Source organism: Streptomyces sp. NBC_00247 (assembly GCF_036188265.1).
GTDB lineage: Bacteria > Actinomycetota > Actinomycetes > Streptomycetales > Streptomycetaceae > Streptomyces.
The window spans coordinates 3,619,036-3,636,083 of record NZ_CP108093.1 but is presented as its reverse complement, the minus strand read 5'-3'; the positions used below and the strand labels follow the sequence as shown (position 1 = coordinate 3,636,083).

Annotated in this window: 15 protein-coding genes; all 15 read right to left on the bottom strand. The window is 72.4% G+C overall.

Features of this window, described 5'->3' with window-relative positions; translation table 11 throughout:
• Positions 1-5 precede the first annotated feature (5 nt).
• Positions 6-1,049, bottom strand: a complete 1,044-nt coding sequence (locus OHT52_RS15445) for an aminomethyl transferase family protein (protein WP_328720723.1) — start codon at positions 1,047-1,049, stop codon at positions 6-8.
• Between the two features lie 30 nt (positions 1,050-1,079).
• Positions 1,080-3,047, bottom strand: a complete 1,968-nt coding sequence (locus tag OHT52_RS15440; protein ID WP_328720722.1) for a GNAT family N-acetyltransferase — start codon at positions 3,045-3,047, stop codon at positions 1,080-1,082.
• 66 nt (positions 3,048-3,113) lie between these two features.
• Positions 3,114-3,635, bottom strand: a complete 522-nt coding sequence (gene fabZ, locus OHT52_RS15435) for a 3-hydroxyacyl-ACP dehydratase FabZ (protein ID WP_328720721.1) — start codon at positions 3,633-3,635, stop codon at positions 3,114-3,116.
• Positions 3,632-3,928: an acyl carrier protein gene (locus OHT52_RS15430; protein WP_327176689.1), complete on the bottom strand. Its 297-nt coding sequence runs from the start codon at positions 3,926-3,928 to the stop codon at positions 3,632-3,634. The genes fabZ and OHT52_RS15430 overlap by 4 nt, the downstream gene beginning before the upstream one ends.
• A gap of 34 nt (positions 3,929-3,962) precedes the next feature.
• Entirely contained in the window at positions 3,963-4,715 is a 753-nt protein-coding gene (locus tag OHT52_RS15425) for an SDR family oxidoreductase (protein WP_328720720.1), read from the bottom strand.
• Entirely contained in the window at positions 4,712-5,740 is a 1,029-nt protein-coding gene (gene sbnB, locus OHT52_RS15420) for a 2,3-diaminopropionate biosynthesis protein SbnB (RefSeq protein WP_328720719.1), read from the bottom strand. Before sbnB ends, OHT52_RS15425 begins: the two co-directional genes overlap by 4 nt.
• Before the next feature lie 77 nt (positions 5,741-5,817).
• Positions 5,818-6,831: a 2,3-diaminopropionate biosynthesis protein SbnA gene (gene sbnA, locus OHT52_RS15415; RefSeq protein WP_328720718.1), complete on the bottom strand. Its 1,014-nt coding sequence runs from the start codon at positions 6,829-6,831 to the stop codon at positions 5,818-5,820.
• On the bottom strand, positions 6,828-9,131 hold the full coding sequence (locus OHT52_RS15410; protein ID WP_328720717.1) for a lantibiotic dehydratase: 2,304 nt from the start codon (positions 9,129-9,131) through the stop codon (positions 6,828-6,830). The genes sbnA and OHT52_RS15410 overlap by 4 nt, the downstream gene beginning before the upstream one ends.
• A complete protein-coding gene (locus tag OHT52_RS15405; RefSeq protein ID WP_328720716.1) occupies positions 9,128-10,360 on the bottom strand; it encodes an aminotransferase-like domain-containing protein in 1,233 nt (410 codons plus the stop codon). The genes OHT52_RS15410 and OHT52_RS15405 overlap by 4 nt, the downstream gene beginning before the upstream one ends.
• 5 nt (positions 10,361-10,365) lie before the next feature.
• On the bottom strand, positions 10,366-10,620 hold the full coding sequence (locus OHT52_RS15400) for an acyl carrier protein (protein ID WP_328720715.1): 255 nt from the start codon (positions 10,618-10,620) through the stop codon (positions 10,366-10,368).
• Positions 10,601-12,145 carry a class I adenylate-forming enzyme family protein gene (locus OHT52_RS15395; RefSeq protein ID WP_328720714.1) on the bottom strand — a complete coding sequence of 515 codons (1,545 nt, stop codon included), beginning with the start codon at positions 12,143-12,145 and terminating at the stop codon, positions 10,601-10,603. Before OHT52_RS15395 ends, OHT52_RS15400 begins: the two co-directional genes overlap by 20 nt.
• The gene (locus OHT52_RS15390) at positions 12,132-13,082 is read right to left on the bottom strand and encodes an ACP S-malonyltransferase (RefSeq protein WP_328720713.1); all 951 of its coding nucleotides are present in this window, start codon (positions 13,080-13,082) and stop codon (positions 12,132-12,134) included. The genes OHT52_RS15395 and OHT52_RS15390 overlap by 14 nt, the downstream gene beginning before the upstream one ends.
• Positions 13,083-13,199: 117 nt before the next feature.
• Positions 13,200-13,991 carry an ABC transporter permease gene (locus OHT52_RS15385; RefSeq protein WP_328720712.1) on the bottom strand — a complete coding sequence of 264 codons (792 nt, stop codon included), beginning with the start codon at positions 13,989-13,991 and terminating at the stop codon, positions 13,200-13,202.
• On the bottom strand, positions 13,988-14,944 hold the full coding sequence (locus OHT52_RS15380) for an ABC transporter ATP-binding protein (protein ID WP_328720711.1): 957 nt from the start codon (positions 14,942-14,944) through the stop codon (positions 13,988-13,990). Before OHT52_RS15380 ends, OHT52_RS15385 begins: the two co-directional genes overlap by 4 nt.
• 216 nt (positions 14,945-15,160) lie before the next feature.
• On the bottom strand, positions 15,161-16,897 hold the full coding sequence (locus tag OHT52_RS15375) for a ricin-type beta-trefoil lectin domain protein (protein ID WP_328720710.1): 1,737 nt from the start codon (positions 16,895-16,897) through the stop codon (positions 15,161-15,163).
• Between the last annotated feature and the right edge of the window lie 151 nt (positions 16,898-17,048).

Below are 17,048 nucleotides of genomic sequence, written 5' to 3'. Positions count from 1 at the left end.
GCCTTTCAGGCGATCTTGATGGTGAGGGAGCGGGCGATGACCCGGGGCAGGGTCGCGGTGCGCACCGGGCGCTCGTCCCCGGCCCGGTCCGCGGCGGTCAGTTCCAGCCCCGGCACCCAGAAGGGGTTGTCGAGCAGGGCCAGGACCAGCTCCTCCTCCGGGTTGGCGGCCGGCGCCTGGTGGAGGACGGTGCCGACCTCCTGGCCGGCCGCGGTGACCGGGGTACCGGCTGCGAAGCGGCTGCCGACCGGGGCGACGAGTGCGGTGAGGCGGGCCTCGGACCCGGTCGGCGCGGTCAGCTCGTCGGAGCCGTGGAACTCGCCGGTCCGGCTCCAGTCGATCATCCAGGCCAGGTCGGCCTCCGCGACGCCCAGTTCGCCGAAGCCGGCGCTGTACACGCCCATGCCGGCCTCGGTCTGGACCCGGGAGAGGCCCTCCTCGCCGATCTCGGCGCCGCCCTTGTCGGCGACGCCCGCGAGCACCGCCTCGTGGGCGGCCTGCGGGGCGTCGGACAGCAGCAGGTAGCCGTACTCTCCGGTGGTGCCGACGCGGGCCAGGTGGGCGGTGGCGCCGGGGACGTCGAGGGTGGACTCGGTGACGGCGTGCAGGGTCAGGCCGGAGATGTCGAAGTCCACGAAGCCGGCCGCGACCGACCACGCCACGGGACCCTCGAAGGCGGTGGCGCCCCAGCCCTCGGGGGCGATCTCGACGGTGACGCCGGCGGACGCGTCGAACCGGCCGAGGTACTCGCCGAGTTCGACGGCGGTGACGGCGGTGCGCGGCAGCAGCCACGACTCCTCGCCGATCTCGAAGTGCAGCAGGATGGCGAACGGCGTGCCGTCCGCGTTCAGCGCCAGCACCTCACGGACCGAGTCGGGCTCCACGTAGTCGGCGGACTTGGCGAGGAAGCCGTCCAGGAAGGTCAGCCGGTCGTCACCGGTCAGCCGGACCAGTGGGGCGGTGACGCGGTAGGCGCCGACGGCGGTGCGCAGGGTGGCGTAGTCCTCGGAGGCGGTGCGGACGGCCGGGGCGATGGTGGTGGCGGTCATGATCTGTCGTTGCCTTTCGGGTCGGTGGTTTCAGAAGGAAAGGGGTACGTCGTGCACGGAGAGCAGCCAGGAGCTCTCCCGTGCGGCGGACACGCCGCCGACGAGCAGGCCCGACGGCGAGGCGCGCAGCACCAGTTCGTCGTGCGGACCGGCGGCGGGGGCGCAGTGCAGCCACCGTCCGTCGGAGAGCCGGACGGCCGCCCGGCGGGCCCACACCTGGCGGAAGTCGCCGGAGCTCAGCTCCCAGCGCTCGCCGTCCGAGTCGAGGACGACGGCCGTCTTGAGCGGTGTCTGCGGGGTGAGCCAGACCACGCTCTCGCGGTCCGTCCCGCCGGCCCGTACGTCGACGCGGATCCCGTCGCCGTCGGCGGCGATCTCCCAGTCGAGGCCGGACTCGGGGGCGTGGAAGCCGAGGGGGTGCTTCTCCTCCCAGGCACCGGGGGCCGGCACCCCCCAGCCGAGCCCCGCGGCCCGGTCGTGGCGGCTGTTCTCGTGGGTCACCCACAGGCCCGCGGACCAGTGGGGGTTGTAGCCGTAGGAGCGGGTGCGGGGGTAGGGGCTGCGCAGCACCTTGGTGGTGCCCTCCCGCCAGACGGTGACGCCTCCCGCGGCGGCGTGCGCCTCCAGGAGGCGCGGGGTGTCCGCGCCGCTCGGGCGGATGGTGGTGCGCATCCGGGCCACGCCGTCCGCGCCGGGTTCGCAGCGGCGCTCCAGGAGCGTGCTGTGGACCAGCCGCAGGGGCCCGTCCACCGGCAGCTGGACGCGTACGTCCCGCCCCCGCCAGGTCAGCTCCGCGCCCTCCGGGACGGTCCGGGAGGCGGCGACGATCTCGGATGCGTCGCGCACCCCCTGGCCCAGCCCGATCGGGTGGTCCTGTCCTTCGGCGTCGGTGAAGACGCCCTGGCGCAGGCCCACGGTCTGGAAGATCCGGCCGGTGGCGGAGCCGGTGCGGGTGAACTCCTGGAGCAGCCCGGTGCCGTCCAGGGTGAAGGTGCCGGTGACCGTGGCGTCGCCGTCCCGCTCGGTGACCCGCACCCCGCCCTCGACGGGCTCCAGGGTGAGGTCGCGGGGCTCGCCCTCGCGCCAGCCGGCCGGGCGGTCGGCCCGGCAGCTCGGCCAGGTCGAGACGAGTACCGGGCCGGGGTGCCCGGCCACCAGGACGCTCAGCGTGCCGTCGTCCCCGTCCACCTCGCAGGTGAGGCCGGACTCGGTGAACCGGTACGGCGCCACTCCGCGCGGGGCCCGCACCTCGTACGGAGGCCGGGTGATGCGCAGTGCGCGCTCCGCGCCGTCGGGCTCGACGAGGCGTGCCTCGCGCACGGCGCCCCGGTCCACGTCCACGGACGCGTCGATCCGGAACTCGCCGAGCGCCAGGCTGTAGTCGACGGTGCGGACCCCGTCCACCACCCGTACGTCCGAGCGCAGCTCGTCGTCGCGGGACTCGGTGACGGACGCGAAGCTGGTCAGGCTGCCGAGGGCCGCCGTGGCCCGCTCGCCGAGGTCGGCGAGGACGCCGCGTACGACGAGCGGGATGTAGTTGTGCAGCTCGACGTTGCCGTCCTCGCCGGGGACCGCCCGGCCCACCGACACGCAGCCGACGCGCCGGTAGAGCCGGAAGGCCACGGTGTTGGCCGGGTTGACGGTCAGCCGCAGCACGAGGCAGCCGGTGCGCATCATCCATTCGACGGCCTCGGTGAACAGCCGCCCGGTGACCAGGCCGCCCCGGTGGGCGGGGTGGACGAAGAACATGTCGGCGATGAGTTCACCCGCCCGGCCCGAGCGCCGGCCGGTGTTGTGGAAGAGGCCGAACGTACCCACGAGCCGGTCGTCGTCCTCGGCCACCAAAAACGTCGCCGTCTCCCGCTCGGCCAGCTCGCGGGCGAGTTCGGCGCCGCTGACACCCCCGGCGACCGGGTTGGGGTTGTCGCGGTGGCGGTTGTAGAGCTCCGCGATGGCGTGCGCGTCGCTCTCCTGGTACGGGCGGATCGTGAGGGCCATGACCACACCTCCTTCTGTCGGTCTTGTGGCTTGGGTTGGTCTTCTCTCCGGAGGGAGAGGGGGAGTTCAGCCCTTGCGGCCGGTGGTGACGACGAGCGTCCCGGCGGCGGCGAGCTCGGTTCCGACGGTCGCCCGCACCTTCACCTGGCGCAGGCCGCCGAGGCGCTGCCCGAGCTTGGCCTCCAGCGTGAGCTGGTCCCCGGGGACGACGAGCCGGGAGAACTTCATGTTGCTGATGGAGCCGAGGTAGCCGACGCTCTGCGAGGCGTCGTCCCCTCCCGTGCCCTCGGCGCTTTCGAGGATCTCCGCGACGTAGACGACGGCCACGAGCTGGGCCATCGACTCGACGATCATCACGCCGGGCATGATCGAGTGGTCCGGGTAGTGCCCGGCGAAGAACGGCTCGTTGACGGAGACGCTCTTGATGCCGCGGCCCGAGACTCCCGGGACGACGTCGTAGGCCCGGTCGATCATCAGCATCGGCCAGCGGTGCGGCAGCATCCGCTTGATGTCGTCGGACGAGTAGCTCAGGGCCTTGCGCACCGGCGCGGGGGCCTGCGCTTCGAGGAGTGCGGTCGCGGGGCTCACGCGCCGGTCTCCCGGTCCTCGATGAAGTCGACCAGGGAGTTGATGGAGCCGAAGGCCTCGAAGTCGTCGTCGCTGATCAGCACGTCGAACTCGTTGTTGACCATGACGACGATCTCCAGCGTGTCCAGCGAGTCCATCTCCAGGCCCCGGCCGAACAGCGGCTGGTTGTCGGAGACGACGGCCGGCTCGACTTCGAGACCGAGCCGGTCGATGATCATCGACTTGACCTTCATGTTCTTGTCGAGACGGGCCTCGGCCTGCGTGCGGATGTCCTCGAAGGTGGCGGTGGACATGTGGTTTCCTCCTGTGAATCGGTGGGTGTTGCGGTCAGTTGGGGATCATTCCGCCGTCGACGGTCAGCACCTTTCCGGTGATGTACGACGCGGCGGACGAGGCCATGAAGACGGCGGCCTGGGCGACCTCGGCAGGGGTGCCGGTGCGGCCGAGCGGAATCACCTGGAGGGCTTCCTTCAGGTGGGCCGGGGGGACCTTCTTGACCATGTCGGTGTCGATGAACCCCGGCGCGACGACGTTGACGCGGATGCCGCGCGGCGCGACCTCGTACGAGAGGGTCTTGGCCAGGGAGATCACTCCGCCCTTGCTGGCGGCGTAGTTGGCCTGGCCGGCCCGGCCGGCGATTCCGCTGGTGGAGGCGATCAGGACGATGGAGCCGCCACTCGCGTACATCTGCTTGGTGGCTTCGCGGGCGGTGAGGAAGGAGCCGGTGAGGTTGGTGCCGATGACCTCCTGCCACTTGGCGCTGCTCATGGCCGCGAGGTGGCCGTCGGCGGTCACGCCGGAGTTGAGGACGGCGACCTGGACCGGCCCCCACTCGGTGCGGATCCGCTTGAACATCGCCATGACCTGGGCCTCGTCACCGACATCGGCCTGGACGAGGAGGGCCTCGCGGCCCAGGGCGCGGATCTGCTCCGCGACCGACTCCGCCTTGGCCGCGCTGGAGTGGTAGTTGAGGACGACGTCGCAGCCGTGCTCCGCGAGCGCCAGCGCGGTGGCCGCGCCGATACCGCGCGAGGCGCCGGTGACCAGGGCCCGGGTGCCCTCGGGGAAGAGGAAGCTCATGCCGCGACTCCCGCCATGGCCGCGGTGACCCGGTGCGAGCCGGGGTCGAAGCCGTCCGCCTCGGTGCCGATGCCGTCCCGGGTGGCCGCCGTGAGGATCGCCCTGGCGACGGCGAGGTCGAGGATGCCGAGGCCGAAGGGGGAGAAGACGACGGTCCCCCGGGTCTCCGGCCCCTCGCTCCGGCCGAGCACGGTGGCTATCTCGGCGCCCACGAAGCGGCGGTGGCCCACCTCCTGCTCGGCGCGGTGCAGCGAGGTCCCCTCGCGCATCACGTGCTCGACGTCGTCGACCACGTTGTAGGCGTTCAGGACGGAGTCCGTGCTCAGGTCGCGCAGCGACAGGTGCAGGATCACCTGGCGCCCGGGGCGGTCGGGGTGGGCGGCGAGGTCGAGCCAGTAGCTGGAGTCGGTGGTGGCGACGGAGACCGTGCCGGCGCGCAGCGCGTCGTCGACACCGCCGGCCACGAAGGTGATCTCCGGCCGCTCGGCGGCCAGTTGGGCGGCGAAGGTGTCCGCGCGGCCGGGCACCGCGTCCTGGACGGTGACCGTGCGCAGCTCAGGGTGGACCAGTACCAGGAAGTCCAGGACACGCCGGTTGATGGTGCCGCAGCCGATCAGGCCGGCCGTGCGCACCGCGTGGTCACCGTGCAGCGTGCGGCTCGCGAGGGCGGCCGACGCCGCGGTGCGGGACGCCGATATCTGGCTGGCCTCCAGGACCGCGGTCGGGTAACCGGTGCGCAGGTCGTTGAGGATCTGCACCGACGAGGCGCGCTGCAGCCCCCGCTCGACGTTGGCCGGGAACGAGGAGATCCACTTCAGGCCCATGACGGGCTCGGGTCCGCCCAGGTAGGCGGGGAGCGAGATGATGCGGGAGCCGTCGTCGCCGGGCGGGCGGAGGAACCCGGAGAACGGCACCTCCGAGCGGCCCTGGCCGTGCAGCACGTACGCGGTGCGTACCGCGTCGAGCACGGCGGGATCGAGGCCGTCGAGCGCGGCGGCGACGTCCTCGCGACCGAGGATTCTCATGACTGGTCAATTCCTCTGCGTGAAGGGAAGTACGGAAGGAGAGTGGGCGGGACGCGTGGCGCGTCGCGGGCGGGCGGTCAGCCGAAGCGGGACTCCACCCAGGAATCGCTGTAGATCGTGTCGAGGTAGCGGTCGCCCCCGTCGGGGAGGATCGCGACGCAGGTGGCACCCGGCGTGATCCAGGAGGAGGCGTCCAGCAGGGCGGCCATGACGGCGCCGGACGAACCGCCGGCGAGGATCGACTCCTTCGCCAGCAGGGATCGGCAGCCGCGCACGCAGTCCAGGTCGGTCACCTTCACCACCCGGTCCGCGAGACCGGGGCGCAGCAGCGCCGGGACCACCGCCGCGCCGTGCCCGGGGATGGTGCGGCGGTGCCGGCGCTCCCAGGCCTCGGGCGGGCCGAAGATCACGCTGCCCACCGCGTCCACCGCGACCACCTGGGTGGGCAGGCCCTCGGCGGCGATGTACTCGGCGCAGCCGCGCAGCGTGCCGGTGGTGCCGGCGGCCAGGAAGAGGTAGTCGGGAGCTTCGGGGAGCGCCTCGTGGATCTCGCGCATGGTGTGCTGGTGGGCGAGGGCGTTGTACTCGTTGCCGTACTGGTTGGGCCAGTAGGCGTCGGGCAGGGTGCGCAGGAGTTCCCGCACCCGCCTGATCCGGGACGGCAGGTACTCGCCGGTCTCCGCGTCCCGGTCCACGACCTCGACCGTCGCCCCGTACGCCCGCATGATCGCGGCGTTCTGGGCGGTGGTGCGCGGGTCGGTGACGCAGATCAGGTCGAGCCGGTAGAAGTTGCAGAGCTGGGCCAGGGCGATACCCAGGTTGCCGGAGGAGGACTCCACCACGGTGGAGATGCCCGGCATCAACACCCCGGTGGACAGGGCGTGTTCGATCATGGAACGGGCCGCGCGGTCCTTGATGGAGCCGCCCGGGTTGAACCGCTCGCACTTGCCGTAGACCTGGAAGCGCGTGGGCGGGAAGAGGCGGTCGAGGGCGACCAGCGGGGTGGAGCCGATCGTTGCGATGATGTCCGGATCGCGGGGACGGGCCGCGGTTGCGGCGCGGGTCGCCGCGGCGGAGGGTGCCACGGTCATTCCGGTACCTTTCTGCTGATCTGCAGCCGGAGTTCGCTGACGTAGCGCTCGCCGTCGGCCCCCGTGAGCCAGGAGTCCCGGGGATGCGGCAACGGCTCGCTGAGGATCACGGTGGCGTCCGCGTCGAGGAGCCGGGTGCGGCGGACGAGGTTGGCGAAGGAGAGCACGAGGGTGGGGCTGGTGAAGTCGACCAGGGACGGCTTCGTCTCCTGCGGGAACTTCACGAAGGCCTGGTCGGGCAGCCCGCTCGCGCGCAGCCAGCGCCGTACGGCCAGGTAGTCGCCCGCCCGGTCGGGCTTGGCGGCGAGCGGGATCTCCGCGACCGGCACCCGCCAGGTCTCCCGGAACAGGACGAGCCCGTCGAGGGCGACGCGCGGGGCGTGCGGCCGGTCGAGCCCGATCTTGAAGGCGTCCGCGGCGATGATCGACACCGGGACGGCGAGCAGTTCGGCCATGCTCCACCCACGCCCGTCGGGCGTGGTCGCGGTGACCGTGCCGTCCCGCTCGGTCAGGGTGATCGCGGCGGCCGGGTCGATCCGCGACCGGTCGTCGAACGGCGCCCGGGTGAACCCGATGAGCCGGTCGCCCGCGCCGATGGGGGCGGGCACCATGCGGCCGCTGTTGCGCTTCCAGTCGACCGGGAGCAGCGGGACCAGGCGAGGTGCGCCGATCGCCGCGTTCACCTTGTCGCGCAGGGAGCCGGCGTCGCTGGTCCAGTCGAGGAACGGCAGGTCGCAGGTGGCGAGGCAGGCGTGCAGCTCGCCGAGGACGACGGTCAGGTCCCCGTCCGCCTCCTGGACCACCTGGAGGTCGGGGCTGTGCAGGGCGAGGTGGGGCGAGCGGACCGGGCCGGTGGCGAAGACGACGCGCGCCCGCCGCTCGATGTCGGCGACCCGCAGCGCGACCGGTTCCACGCCGGCCGGATCGAGGTCGAGGACCTCACGCCACTTGCGGGCGAGCTCCCTCGTCGCGGTGTGCACCGGCCGGGCGCCGTCGCCGCCCCAGAACAGGCCGAGCACCTGCGGCCACACGTCGGCGAGGGTGACGGGGGAGCGTCGCGGCGCGGCAGTCCGGACGAACCCGGCCACCTCCGCCTCGACCAGCTCCACCAGGCGGTTGCCGAACCAGTCCGCCGCGTCGGCCACCAGGGCGAGCGGCCGGGCGATGTCGTCCAGGAAGCCGGTGCCGACCTCGACCTGGCAGTCACGTACCGCGTCCTGGTAGCAGAGGGTGCGGCCGGCGTACGCCTTGCCCTCGTCGCGGGACGCGTCGAGTCCGGTCGTCCGGACGAAGTACGCGTCCAAGTCGTCCAGCCGTGCGGCGAGTTCGTCGGCGCCGGTGGCGGCGTCGACGGCGTCGCGGTGCCGGTCGAGTCCGGTGAGGACGGTCTCGAAGCGGACGAACAGCTCGGGGTCGGCGACGGCGGCGACCCGCCGTCGCAGGATCCGCTCGGCCCGTACGTCGACCGGGATGTTGGCGTCCCAGCTCAGCACACGCTGCTTGAGCAGCCGGGTCAGGATCTTCTCGACGCGGGGCCGTGCCCCCTCGGCGTCCCAGCCGTCCTCGCGGACGAGGGCCTCGACGATCGCCGCGCCGTTGCGCTCCCCGTCCGCGTGGCCGAGGACCTGCCGGTCCTCCGGGCGCAGCCGCGTCACGCGTCCGCCCGGCAGCAGCAGCCGGTCGCCGTCGAGGTGGATGTCGGGGCGCGGCAGCGGCGGGAACCACCAGCGGGCGCCGGGCTGAGCGGTCATCCAGTCCGCGACGGCGGCCAGTGCCCAGCGTTCGAAGTAGGTACGGCTGCGCGCGACCAGCCGGTCGCCGTGGTCCACCGCGAGGCCCCCGGGCGTACGCCCGACGGACATCCAGGCGGCCGGACCGAAGAATCCGATGGTCTCGGCCTTCGCGCAGTAGCGCAGCCAGTACATGGCCAGGGTGCGCTCCCGCTGCTTGCGCTTGGACTCCTTGCCCGTGCCGGCGGCGAGCGCGTCGAGCACGCGGTAGACGGTGCGGTTCTGCCAGGCTATGGCCGTGCGGACCTTCTCGTCTCCGGCGAGGGCGGCCAGGCGGCGCGTTTCGGCCGCGCTGTCGGCGAGGTAGGCGGCGGTGAAGCCGTCCGCGTCCCCGCGGTCGGCCGCGTCGGCCGCCGCCGGCCCGCCGAGCAGGTCGAGTCCCGAGGCGGGGAAGCCGGCGCTGCGCAGCAGTCCGACGCCCCACATGTGCCACTCGCTGTCGCCGAGGCGCCGGGTGGGCCGGAAGTCGGCCCAGTCGTGCTCGCGCAGCGCTTCACGGGTGCTGGTCACGCGACCCGCCTCCCGGGCTCCGCGCCGATGTCCCTGCCGGTACCGGACCCGGTGCCGGCCTCCTCGCCCCGCAGCGCCGCCGCGAGCCGGGCGACCCCCTCGGGGATGCGCTTGCGCGGGACGTTGCTGAAGCAGAGCCGCAGCGCATCGCCGCACTCCCCGTCGAGCCCGAAGTGGCTGCCGGGGACGAAGGAGACGCCCTGTTCGGCGGCGGCGCGCGCGAAGCGGCCGGTGTCGGCACCGTCCTCGTGCCGCAGCCACAGGTAGAAGCCGCCGTCCGGCCGCCGCCACCGCCAGGGGCCCTCGGTCCCGAGCTCCTCCTCCAGCGCGTCGGCCATCAGGCCGCACCGCTCCCGGTAGCGCTCGCGGTAGGCGTCGATCAGGCTGTCCCAGCCACCGCGGGCGTGGAACGCGGCGAGCGCGGCCTGGGCGAATGCCGACGGCGAGAGCGCCATCACCTCGGTCGTGCGGCGCAGCCGCTCCGCGACCTGCTCGGGCGCGGCGATCCAGCCGCAGCGCAGCCCCGGCGCGAAGACCTTGGAGAAGGTGCCGAGGTAGACGACGTTCGAAGGGTCGATGCCCTGGAGGGTCTGGACGGTGCCGCCGTCGAAGCCGAGCAGCCCGTAGGGGTTGTCCTCGACGATCAGCAGGTCCAGTTCCCTCGCCACGTCGGCCAGTCGGTGACGCCGCTCGACGGAGAGGGTCGCGCCGGTGGGGTTCTGGAAGGTCGGGTTGCAGTACAGCATCCGTACCCGCTGCCCGTCGGCCCGCAGCCGGGCCACGGTCGCCCGCAGCTCCAGCGGGTCGAGCCCTTCGGCGTCCTCGGGGGCCCCGTGCAGGCGCAGTCCCGCCGTACGGAACGCGGCGGCCGCGCCCGGGTAGGCGGGGGTCTGGCACAGGACGGTCTCCCCCGGCGAGGCGAGAGAGAGGCCGATGGCCAGCAGCCCCATCTGGGATCCGGCGGTCGGCACCAGGTGCGCGGCGCCGGTTCTGCCGCCCTCGCGGGCCATCAGGTCGGTGATGGCGGGGACGAGGGCCTTGGCCACGTGCGGGGTGCTGTACTGGAGCGCGATCCGGCCGCCGATCCGGGTCAGCCGGGCGAACTGCTCCGAGAGTTCCTTCAGGGGCAGCAGGTCGAGGTCCGGCAGGCCGCCGGCGAACGAGATCAGGTCACCGCCCCGTTCGAAGAGCTGCGGCATCTCGGCCGCGGGTCTTATGTCGGTCCACATGACGGTCAGCTCCCCGAGAAGGCGTGCGCGCCGCTCGCCAGCTGCTCGTGCACGAGCCTGAGCAGGCCGGCCGACGAGGTGAGCGAGAGGTCGGCGAGCGCGTCGGGGTCCAGCTCGATGCCGAACCGGTCCTCGACGGCCATCACCAGGGCGACGGTGTGGAGCGAGTCCACGCCGAGGTCCACGAGCGGCACTTCGGAGCTGGTGACCTGCACGACGCATATCTCCTCTACGAGCTGGTCAAACTGCGACTGGTCCATGGGAGCTCCCTGTGAGTGCGGCGGGGACGGTGGTGGCGGCCGTGGGGACGGCCGGGGAGGGTGCGGCGGCGCCGGCCCCGAGCAGCAGGGCGACGGCCGCGCGGTCGGGCTTGCCGTTGGCGGTCAGCGGCACGGTGTCGAGCGGAACGATCGCGTCGGGAAGGCGGGCCGGGTCCAGCAGGCGGGCGAGAGCCGTACGGACCTCGTGCGGGTCGAGATCGGTCTGCACGGCGAGCAGGAAGGGGGCGTCCTCACCGGCGGGGCGCGGGGCGACGGCGGCGTACACGCCGGGGACGCGCTCGGCGGCGAGCTCGATCTCCGACAGCCCCATCCGCACACCGCGCCGTTTGATCATGTCGTCGTCGCGGCCGACGAAGTACAGCAGTCCGTCGGCGTCGAGGCGGCCCTGATCGCCGGTGTGCAGCTCCAGGGAGCCGTCGGCGCGGCGCACGTACCGGCTCTGCCGCTCCAGCGGGATGCCCCAGTACCCGGCCATCACGGTCTCGCCCTCCACGACGATCTCGCCGACCTCCCCCGGGGGGAGGGTCCGCCCGTCCGGGCCGACCGTCCGTACCAGGACACCGGGGATGGCGCGGCCCACCGAGTCGGGATGGCGCTCGTAGAGCGCCGGGTCCAGGACCGAGATGCGCTTGCACTCGGTCATCCCGTACATCGAGGCGAAGCCGGAGCCCGGGAAGACGTCGAGCAGTTCGCGCATCACGGCCGGGCTGGGCCGTGCACCGGTGTTGGTGAACAGCCGGACCCTGGTGGCGCGGCGCAGTTTCCGCTGGAGCAGGACGAGGATCTGCGCGAGCGAGGGCACCAGCGGGACGACGGTGACTCCGTGGCGCTCGATCACCCGGATCAGGCCGAGGTCGCCTCCCCGGTCGGTGAGCACCAGGGCCGAGCCGGTCAGCGTGCACAGCAGGGCCTGGTAGAGGCCGTAGTCGAAGGAGAGCGGCAGCCGGCACAGCACCACGTCGTCGCCGCGGTAGCCGAGGGCCGCGTCGACCGCGCGGACCGCGGCCAGGACCTGCCGGTGCGGGCAGACGACGCCCTTGGGGCGGCCGGTGGTGCCGGAGGTGTAGATCAGCAGGGCGACCGCGTCGTCCGCGACCTCGGCGGTGGTGCGGTCGGCGGGCGTGTGCTCGATCTCGCGCACGGCCCGCTCCACCTCCACCGTCGTCCGGGCGCCGCCGCCCGCGGTGGGCGGGCAGACGGCGAGAGCGGCCGTGCAGTCCCGCACGATGTGGTCGATCTGGTGGTCCGTGAGGTCGGGGTGCACCGGGACGAACACCGCCCCGATGCGGAACGTGGCCCACAGGAGGGCGAGGAAGGTGCGGTCGCCGCCACCGGCGTAGACGACGCGGTCACCCGCTCCCACTCCCTGACCGCGCAGCCAGCCGGCCGCCCGGTCGGTCTCGGCGCCCAGCTCCGCGTAGGTCAGCGACCCGGCGGCGTCGACGAGGGCGAGGTGCCCGGGGCGCTCGGCGCGGGCACGTGCGAACAGCTCAGACACCGGCATGGACGAGGTCCTCCTTCCAGGCGCCTGCGGCACCGATACGGGAGCGCACCTTGTCGAGGTCCCGGGGCGCGGTGACGCAGACGACGGCCAGCTCGGGAAGCTGGCGCTTGAGGATGCCCGCGAGGGTGCGGGCGGGCGGCAGACAGACCGTCACCTCGGGTGCGATCCGGCCGAGCGACTCCAGGCACAGGTCCCAGCGGACCGGCTTGACCACCTGTTCGACCAGGCGGCGGCGGATGTCGTCCGGTTCGCGGACGACCGAACCATCGGCGTTCGACAGGAGGGATCCGGTCGGCCTCCGGAAGGTGGTCCGCTCGGCCGCCGCGGCGACGGCTCGGCGCGCGGACTCCATGTACGGGGTGTGGAAGGCGCCGGCGACCTGGAGCATCTTCACCGTGGCGGAGCGCGGCGGGGCGGCCACGAGCCGCTCCAGCTCCGCCGTGGGCCCGGCCGCGACGATCTGCCCCGGGCCGTTGAACGTGGCGGCGTACAGGTGCAGTTCGCGGATGCGTCCGAGCACGTCGGCCTCCTCTCCGCCGACCACGGCCGCCATCGAGGTGGGTACCTCGGCACAGGCCGCGGCCATCGCCCGGCCACGCACCGCGGCCAGCCGCACGGCGTCGGCGGGGTCGAGCACTCCGGCGTACACCGCCGCGGTCAGCTCCCCGACCGAGTGCCCTGCGGCCACCAGCGGGCCGTCCGGCTCGGCCAGGGTGAGCGCCTCGTGGGCGAGGAGCCCGGCGGCGACCAGCAGCGGCTGGGTGTTCTCGGTACGGGCGATCTCCGCGGCCGGCGCCTTGCCGCCGAGGTGCACGAGGTCCACATCGGCGGCCTCGGACCAGGCGCGCAGCCGCTCGGCGTGCACCGGGTCGCGCAGCCAGCCGGCCAGCATGCCCGGGGTCTGGGAGCCCTGCCCCGGTACGACGAATGCGTACATGAGTTCGAATCTCCTTTCGTAGGGGTGTCGTTGACCGGTGCGGGGCCCGGTGTCGGAGGCGAAAAGGCGGAAAGGCGGTACGGAGGAGAAGGTGGCGCGGTGAGGGGCGGCGCCGGCTCAGTTTCGGCCGGTGCTCTTGCGGAAGCGGCGTACCGCCATGAAGGAGAAGGCCACGAACCAGGCGACGGTGTTGACCACCGCCATCGCGAGGCTGGAGTGCTCACCGCTGAAGGAGTAGCCCTCGGTCAGGCTGTAGCGGGCGAGGGTGGAGACGCCGAACATCGGCGAGTAGCGGGAGATCTCCAGCATGGTGCCGGAGAGCGGGATGAAGAGGTTGCCGAGGAAGGCGAGCGCGGTCATGGTCAGACCCGGCATGTGCATCACGGTGTCGGGCTTGAGAGCGAGCCCCAGCGTGATGCCGAGGGCGGCGAAGACGGCCGCACCGAGCCACGCCACCAGCAGGGACGTCACCCACACCGTGGCCGTGGCCTCCACCCCGGTGAACACGCCGAGCACACCCACGACGGCCACCGGCACCGCCGCCATGATCACGGAGGACAGCACCTTGACGAAGAGGTAACCGGGAGGGGCGAGCGGGCTGAGCGCCATGGTGCGCATCCAGCCGGACGCCTTCTCCACGGAGATGGTGGCCGCCGAGCTGACCGCCGCGGTCGCCGCTCCGTACACGGCGATGCCGGTCATCATCCAGGCCGCGAAGTTGCCGTGCGGGAGGGTGGCGCCGTCGGGTTCGGTACGGAAGAGCGCGAGGTAGAGGACGGCCGGCAGCAGCAGCGTGAAGATCGTGGTCTGCCGGTTGAAGCGGCGGCGCAGTTCGTAGCCGATGAAGACGGAGTTGACGCCGCTGAACGGCGAGGTCCGCGCCCGGTGGGTGGCTGAGGCGGTGCTCATCGGGTGCCCCCTTCGGTACGGCTCTGGTGGGTGAGGGTCATGAAGGCCTCTTCGAGGCTGCGCGGGGTGACCTCGATGTCGGTGGCGGACGTCTGCCCGATCAGCAGGCGCAGCAGCGCGTCGGAGTCGGTGGTGTCGAAGTGGTACCGGCCGCCGCGCGGGGTGCACGAGCGGACCAGCGGGGACCGCGCGAGGGCGGCGGCGTCCTGCTCGCCGATCCGCGCCGACACGGTGCGCCCGCTGAGGGCGGACCGCACGTCGGACACCGAACCGTCGACGACGACACGACCGCGGTCGATCATCACCACCCGATCCGCGAACCGGTCCGCTTCCTCCATGTAGTGGGTGGCGAACATGACCGTCATGCCGCGCTCCGTGTCCTCGCGGACCGTGGCCCAGAACTCCCGGCGGGCGACGACGTCCATACCGGCCGTCGGCTCGTCCAGGACCAGCAACTCGGGCCCGGAGAGCAGCGCGAGGGCGAACCGCAACCGCTGCTGCTCGCCGCCGGAGCACTCCGCGACGCGACGGCCGCGCAGCTGGTCGAGTCCGGCCCGGGCCAGCACCCCGTCGATGTCGGCACCGGGGTGCAGCGAACCGAGCATCCGTACGGTGGCCTCGACGCTCAGATCGGGCAGCAGCCCGCCCGACTGGAGCACCGCGGCGACCCGACCGGAGCGCACCACCTGCTGCGGCTCGTGTCCGAACAGCCGCACCGAGCCCTCGTCGGGCCGCGTCAGCCCGAGCAGCATGTCGATGGTGGTCGTCTTGCCGGCGCCGTTCGGTCCGAGGAAGGCAACGATCTCACCCCGCCGGATGCGCAAGTCGATGCCGTCGACGGCGGTGAACCGCTCTCCCTTGGCATCGGTGAACCGCTTCACGACGGAGTCGAGCCGGACGGCATCCGAGGACGTCACCTCCTCGGTCACCTGGCGCGGTCGGGTTTCGATCATCTTCGAGTCCTCACGATCTGGGCGGGGGTGGCCTGGCAGGGGCCACTCTTCCGGGGCCGCCTATCCGCCCCTGCCCGCCGGACTATCCGGCCGCTATCGGGATGCCAGGGGCCGCTGTCGCGAAGGGGCGAGCCGCGAGCCGGCGCGCAGGCAGAAGGGCCCCGCAGCGAGCTGCGGGGCCCTTCTGCCTGCGTGGTCCCATGACGGGACCCGGCCCTATCCCAGGGCGAACTTCTGGGCGGCGGAACCGTTGCAGTCCCAGATCTGGAGGCGGGTGCCGTTGGCGGTGGCTCCGTCGGGCGAGTCGACGCACCGGCCGCTGGTCGGGTTGGACATCGAGCCGTTGGAATTGGCGACCCAGTTCTGGTAGCCGCCGCCGTTGCAGGTGGCGAGCTGGAGCTTCGTACCGGCCGCGCTGTTGCCGCCGGCGATGTCCAGGCACTTGCCCAGCGTCTGCAGGCTCTGGCCGCTCCAGGTCCACTGCTGGTCCTTGGCGGTGGACTGGCAGTCCCACAGCTGGACGGCGGTACCGTCGCCGCCGTTGTCGTCACCGGCCACGTCCACGCACTTGCCGCCCGGGCCCTTGACGGAGCTGCCGATGGAGAACTTCTGGGCGGCGGAACCGTTGCAGTCCCAGATCTGGAGCCGGGTGCCGTTGGCGGTGGCGCCGTTCGGCGAGTCGACGCACCGGCCGCTGGTCGGGTTCTTCAGGGAGCCGTCGGACTGCTTCACCCAGGACTGGTAGCCGCCGGTGTTGCAGGTGGCGAGCTGGAGCTTCGTACCGGCCGCGCTGTTGCCGCCGGCGATGTCCAGGCACTTGCCCAGGGTCTGCAGGCTCTGGCCGCTCCAGGTCCAGTGCTGGTCCTTGGCCGCGGACTGGCAGTCCCACAGCTGGACGGCGGTACCGTCGCCGCCGTTGTCGTCACCCGCGACGTCCACGCACTTGCCACCCGGACCGGTGATCGTCTGGCCGGTCACCGAACCACCTGTGTTGCCACCGCCGTTGGAGCCAGGGGCCTTGTTGTAGACGGCGACCGAGTCGATGACCAGCTTGCCGCCGGAGACCGTGGCCGCGTTCGGACCGCCGCCGAAGGCGTCGGGGAAGCCACCGCCGATCGCCAGGTCGTAGATGATGTAGAACGGGTGGTCGATCGCGTCCGCCCAGGTCGTCGCGTCCACCTGGTTGGCGTAGATCGTGTAGTAGTTGGTGCCGTCGAGGTAGAACCGGACCTGCTCCGGCGACACCGAACGGTCGATCTCCACCGCGTAGTCGTGGAAGCCGGTCTGGCACCCCGAACAGGCGCGCTCACCCGAGGTGATGCCGGTGCCCTCGTTGCACGGCCCGCCCGGACTGACACCGCAGTGGACCGCGCCGAAGACGGAGCTGCGGCCGTTGATGTCCTCCATGATGTCGATCTCGCCGGACCTCGGCCAGGTCACCCCGGACCGCAGCGGCGCACCGAGCATCCAGAACGCGGGCCAGTAGCCCGCCCCGTTGGCGGTGGTGACGTTGGGCTGCTGGAGGACGGACTCCATGCGGACGACTCCGCCGGCCGGAGCGCCGAAGTTCGCCGACTGGGTCTCCACCCGCCCGGACGTCCATCCGGCACGCGGGTCGGAACCGGAGTGCAGCGCCTGGAGCACCAGATGGCTCTGACCGTCGTAGTAGACGTTCGAGGTGCTGCTGGTCATGGTCTCGATCTCACCGGTGCCGAAGTTGCTGCCCGGCCCGGTGTCGTACTTCCACAGCCCCTGGTCGATACCGGTGCCGGACGCGCCGTTGAAGTCGTCGCTCCAGGTGAGGGTGAAGCCCGACGGGGGCACGGGTACCGACGCCTCGGCGTTCATCGTCCCGCCGACGGAGACCGCCGCCACCGTGACCGCGGCGACGGAAAGCAGCCTCAGCGCTTTCGTCCACCCGCCGCGCCTCGGTCGTGCAGAGTTCAAGCGCATATGTCCGACCTCCGGGGAAAGGCGTGCCTCCGCGTGTCCGCGCCAGGCAACTCTGACGGAACACCATCAGGTATGGACCTGAGATGTCATGGACACAGCTTGTCGATGGGTTCTGCATTCGACAAGATGCCCGACACGTCTCCCTCGCGCG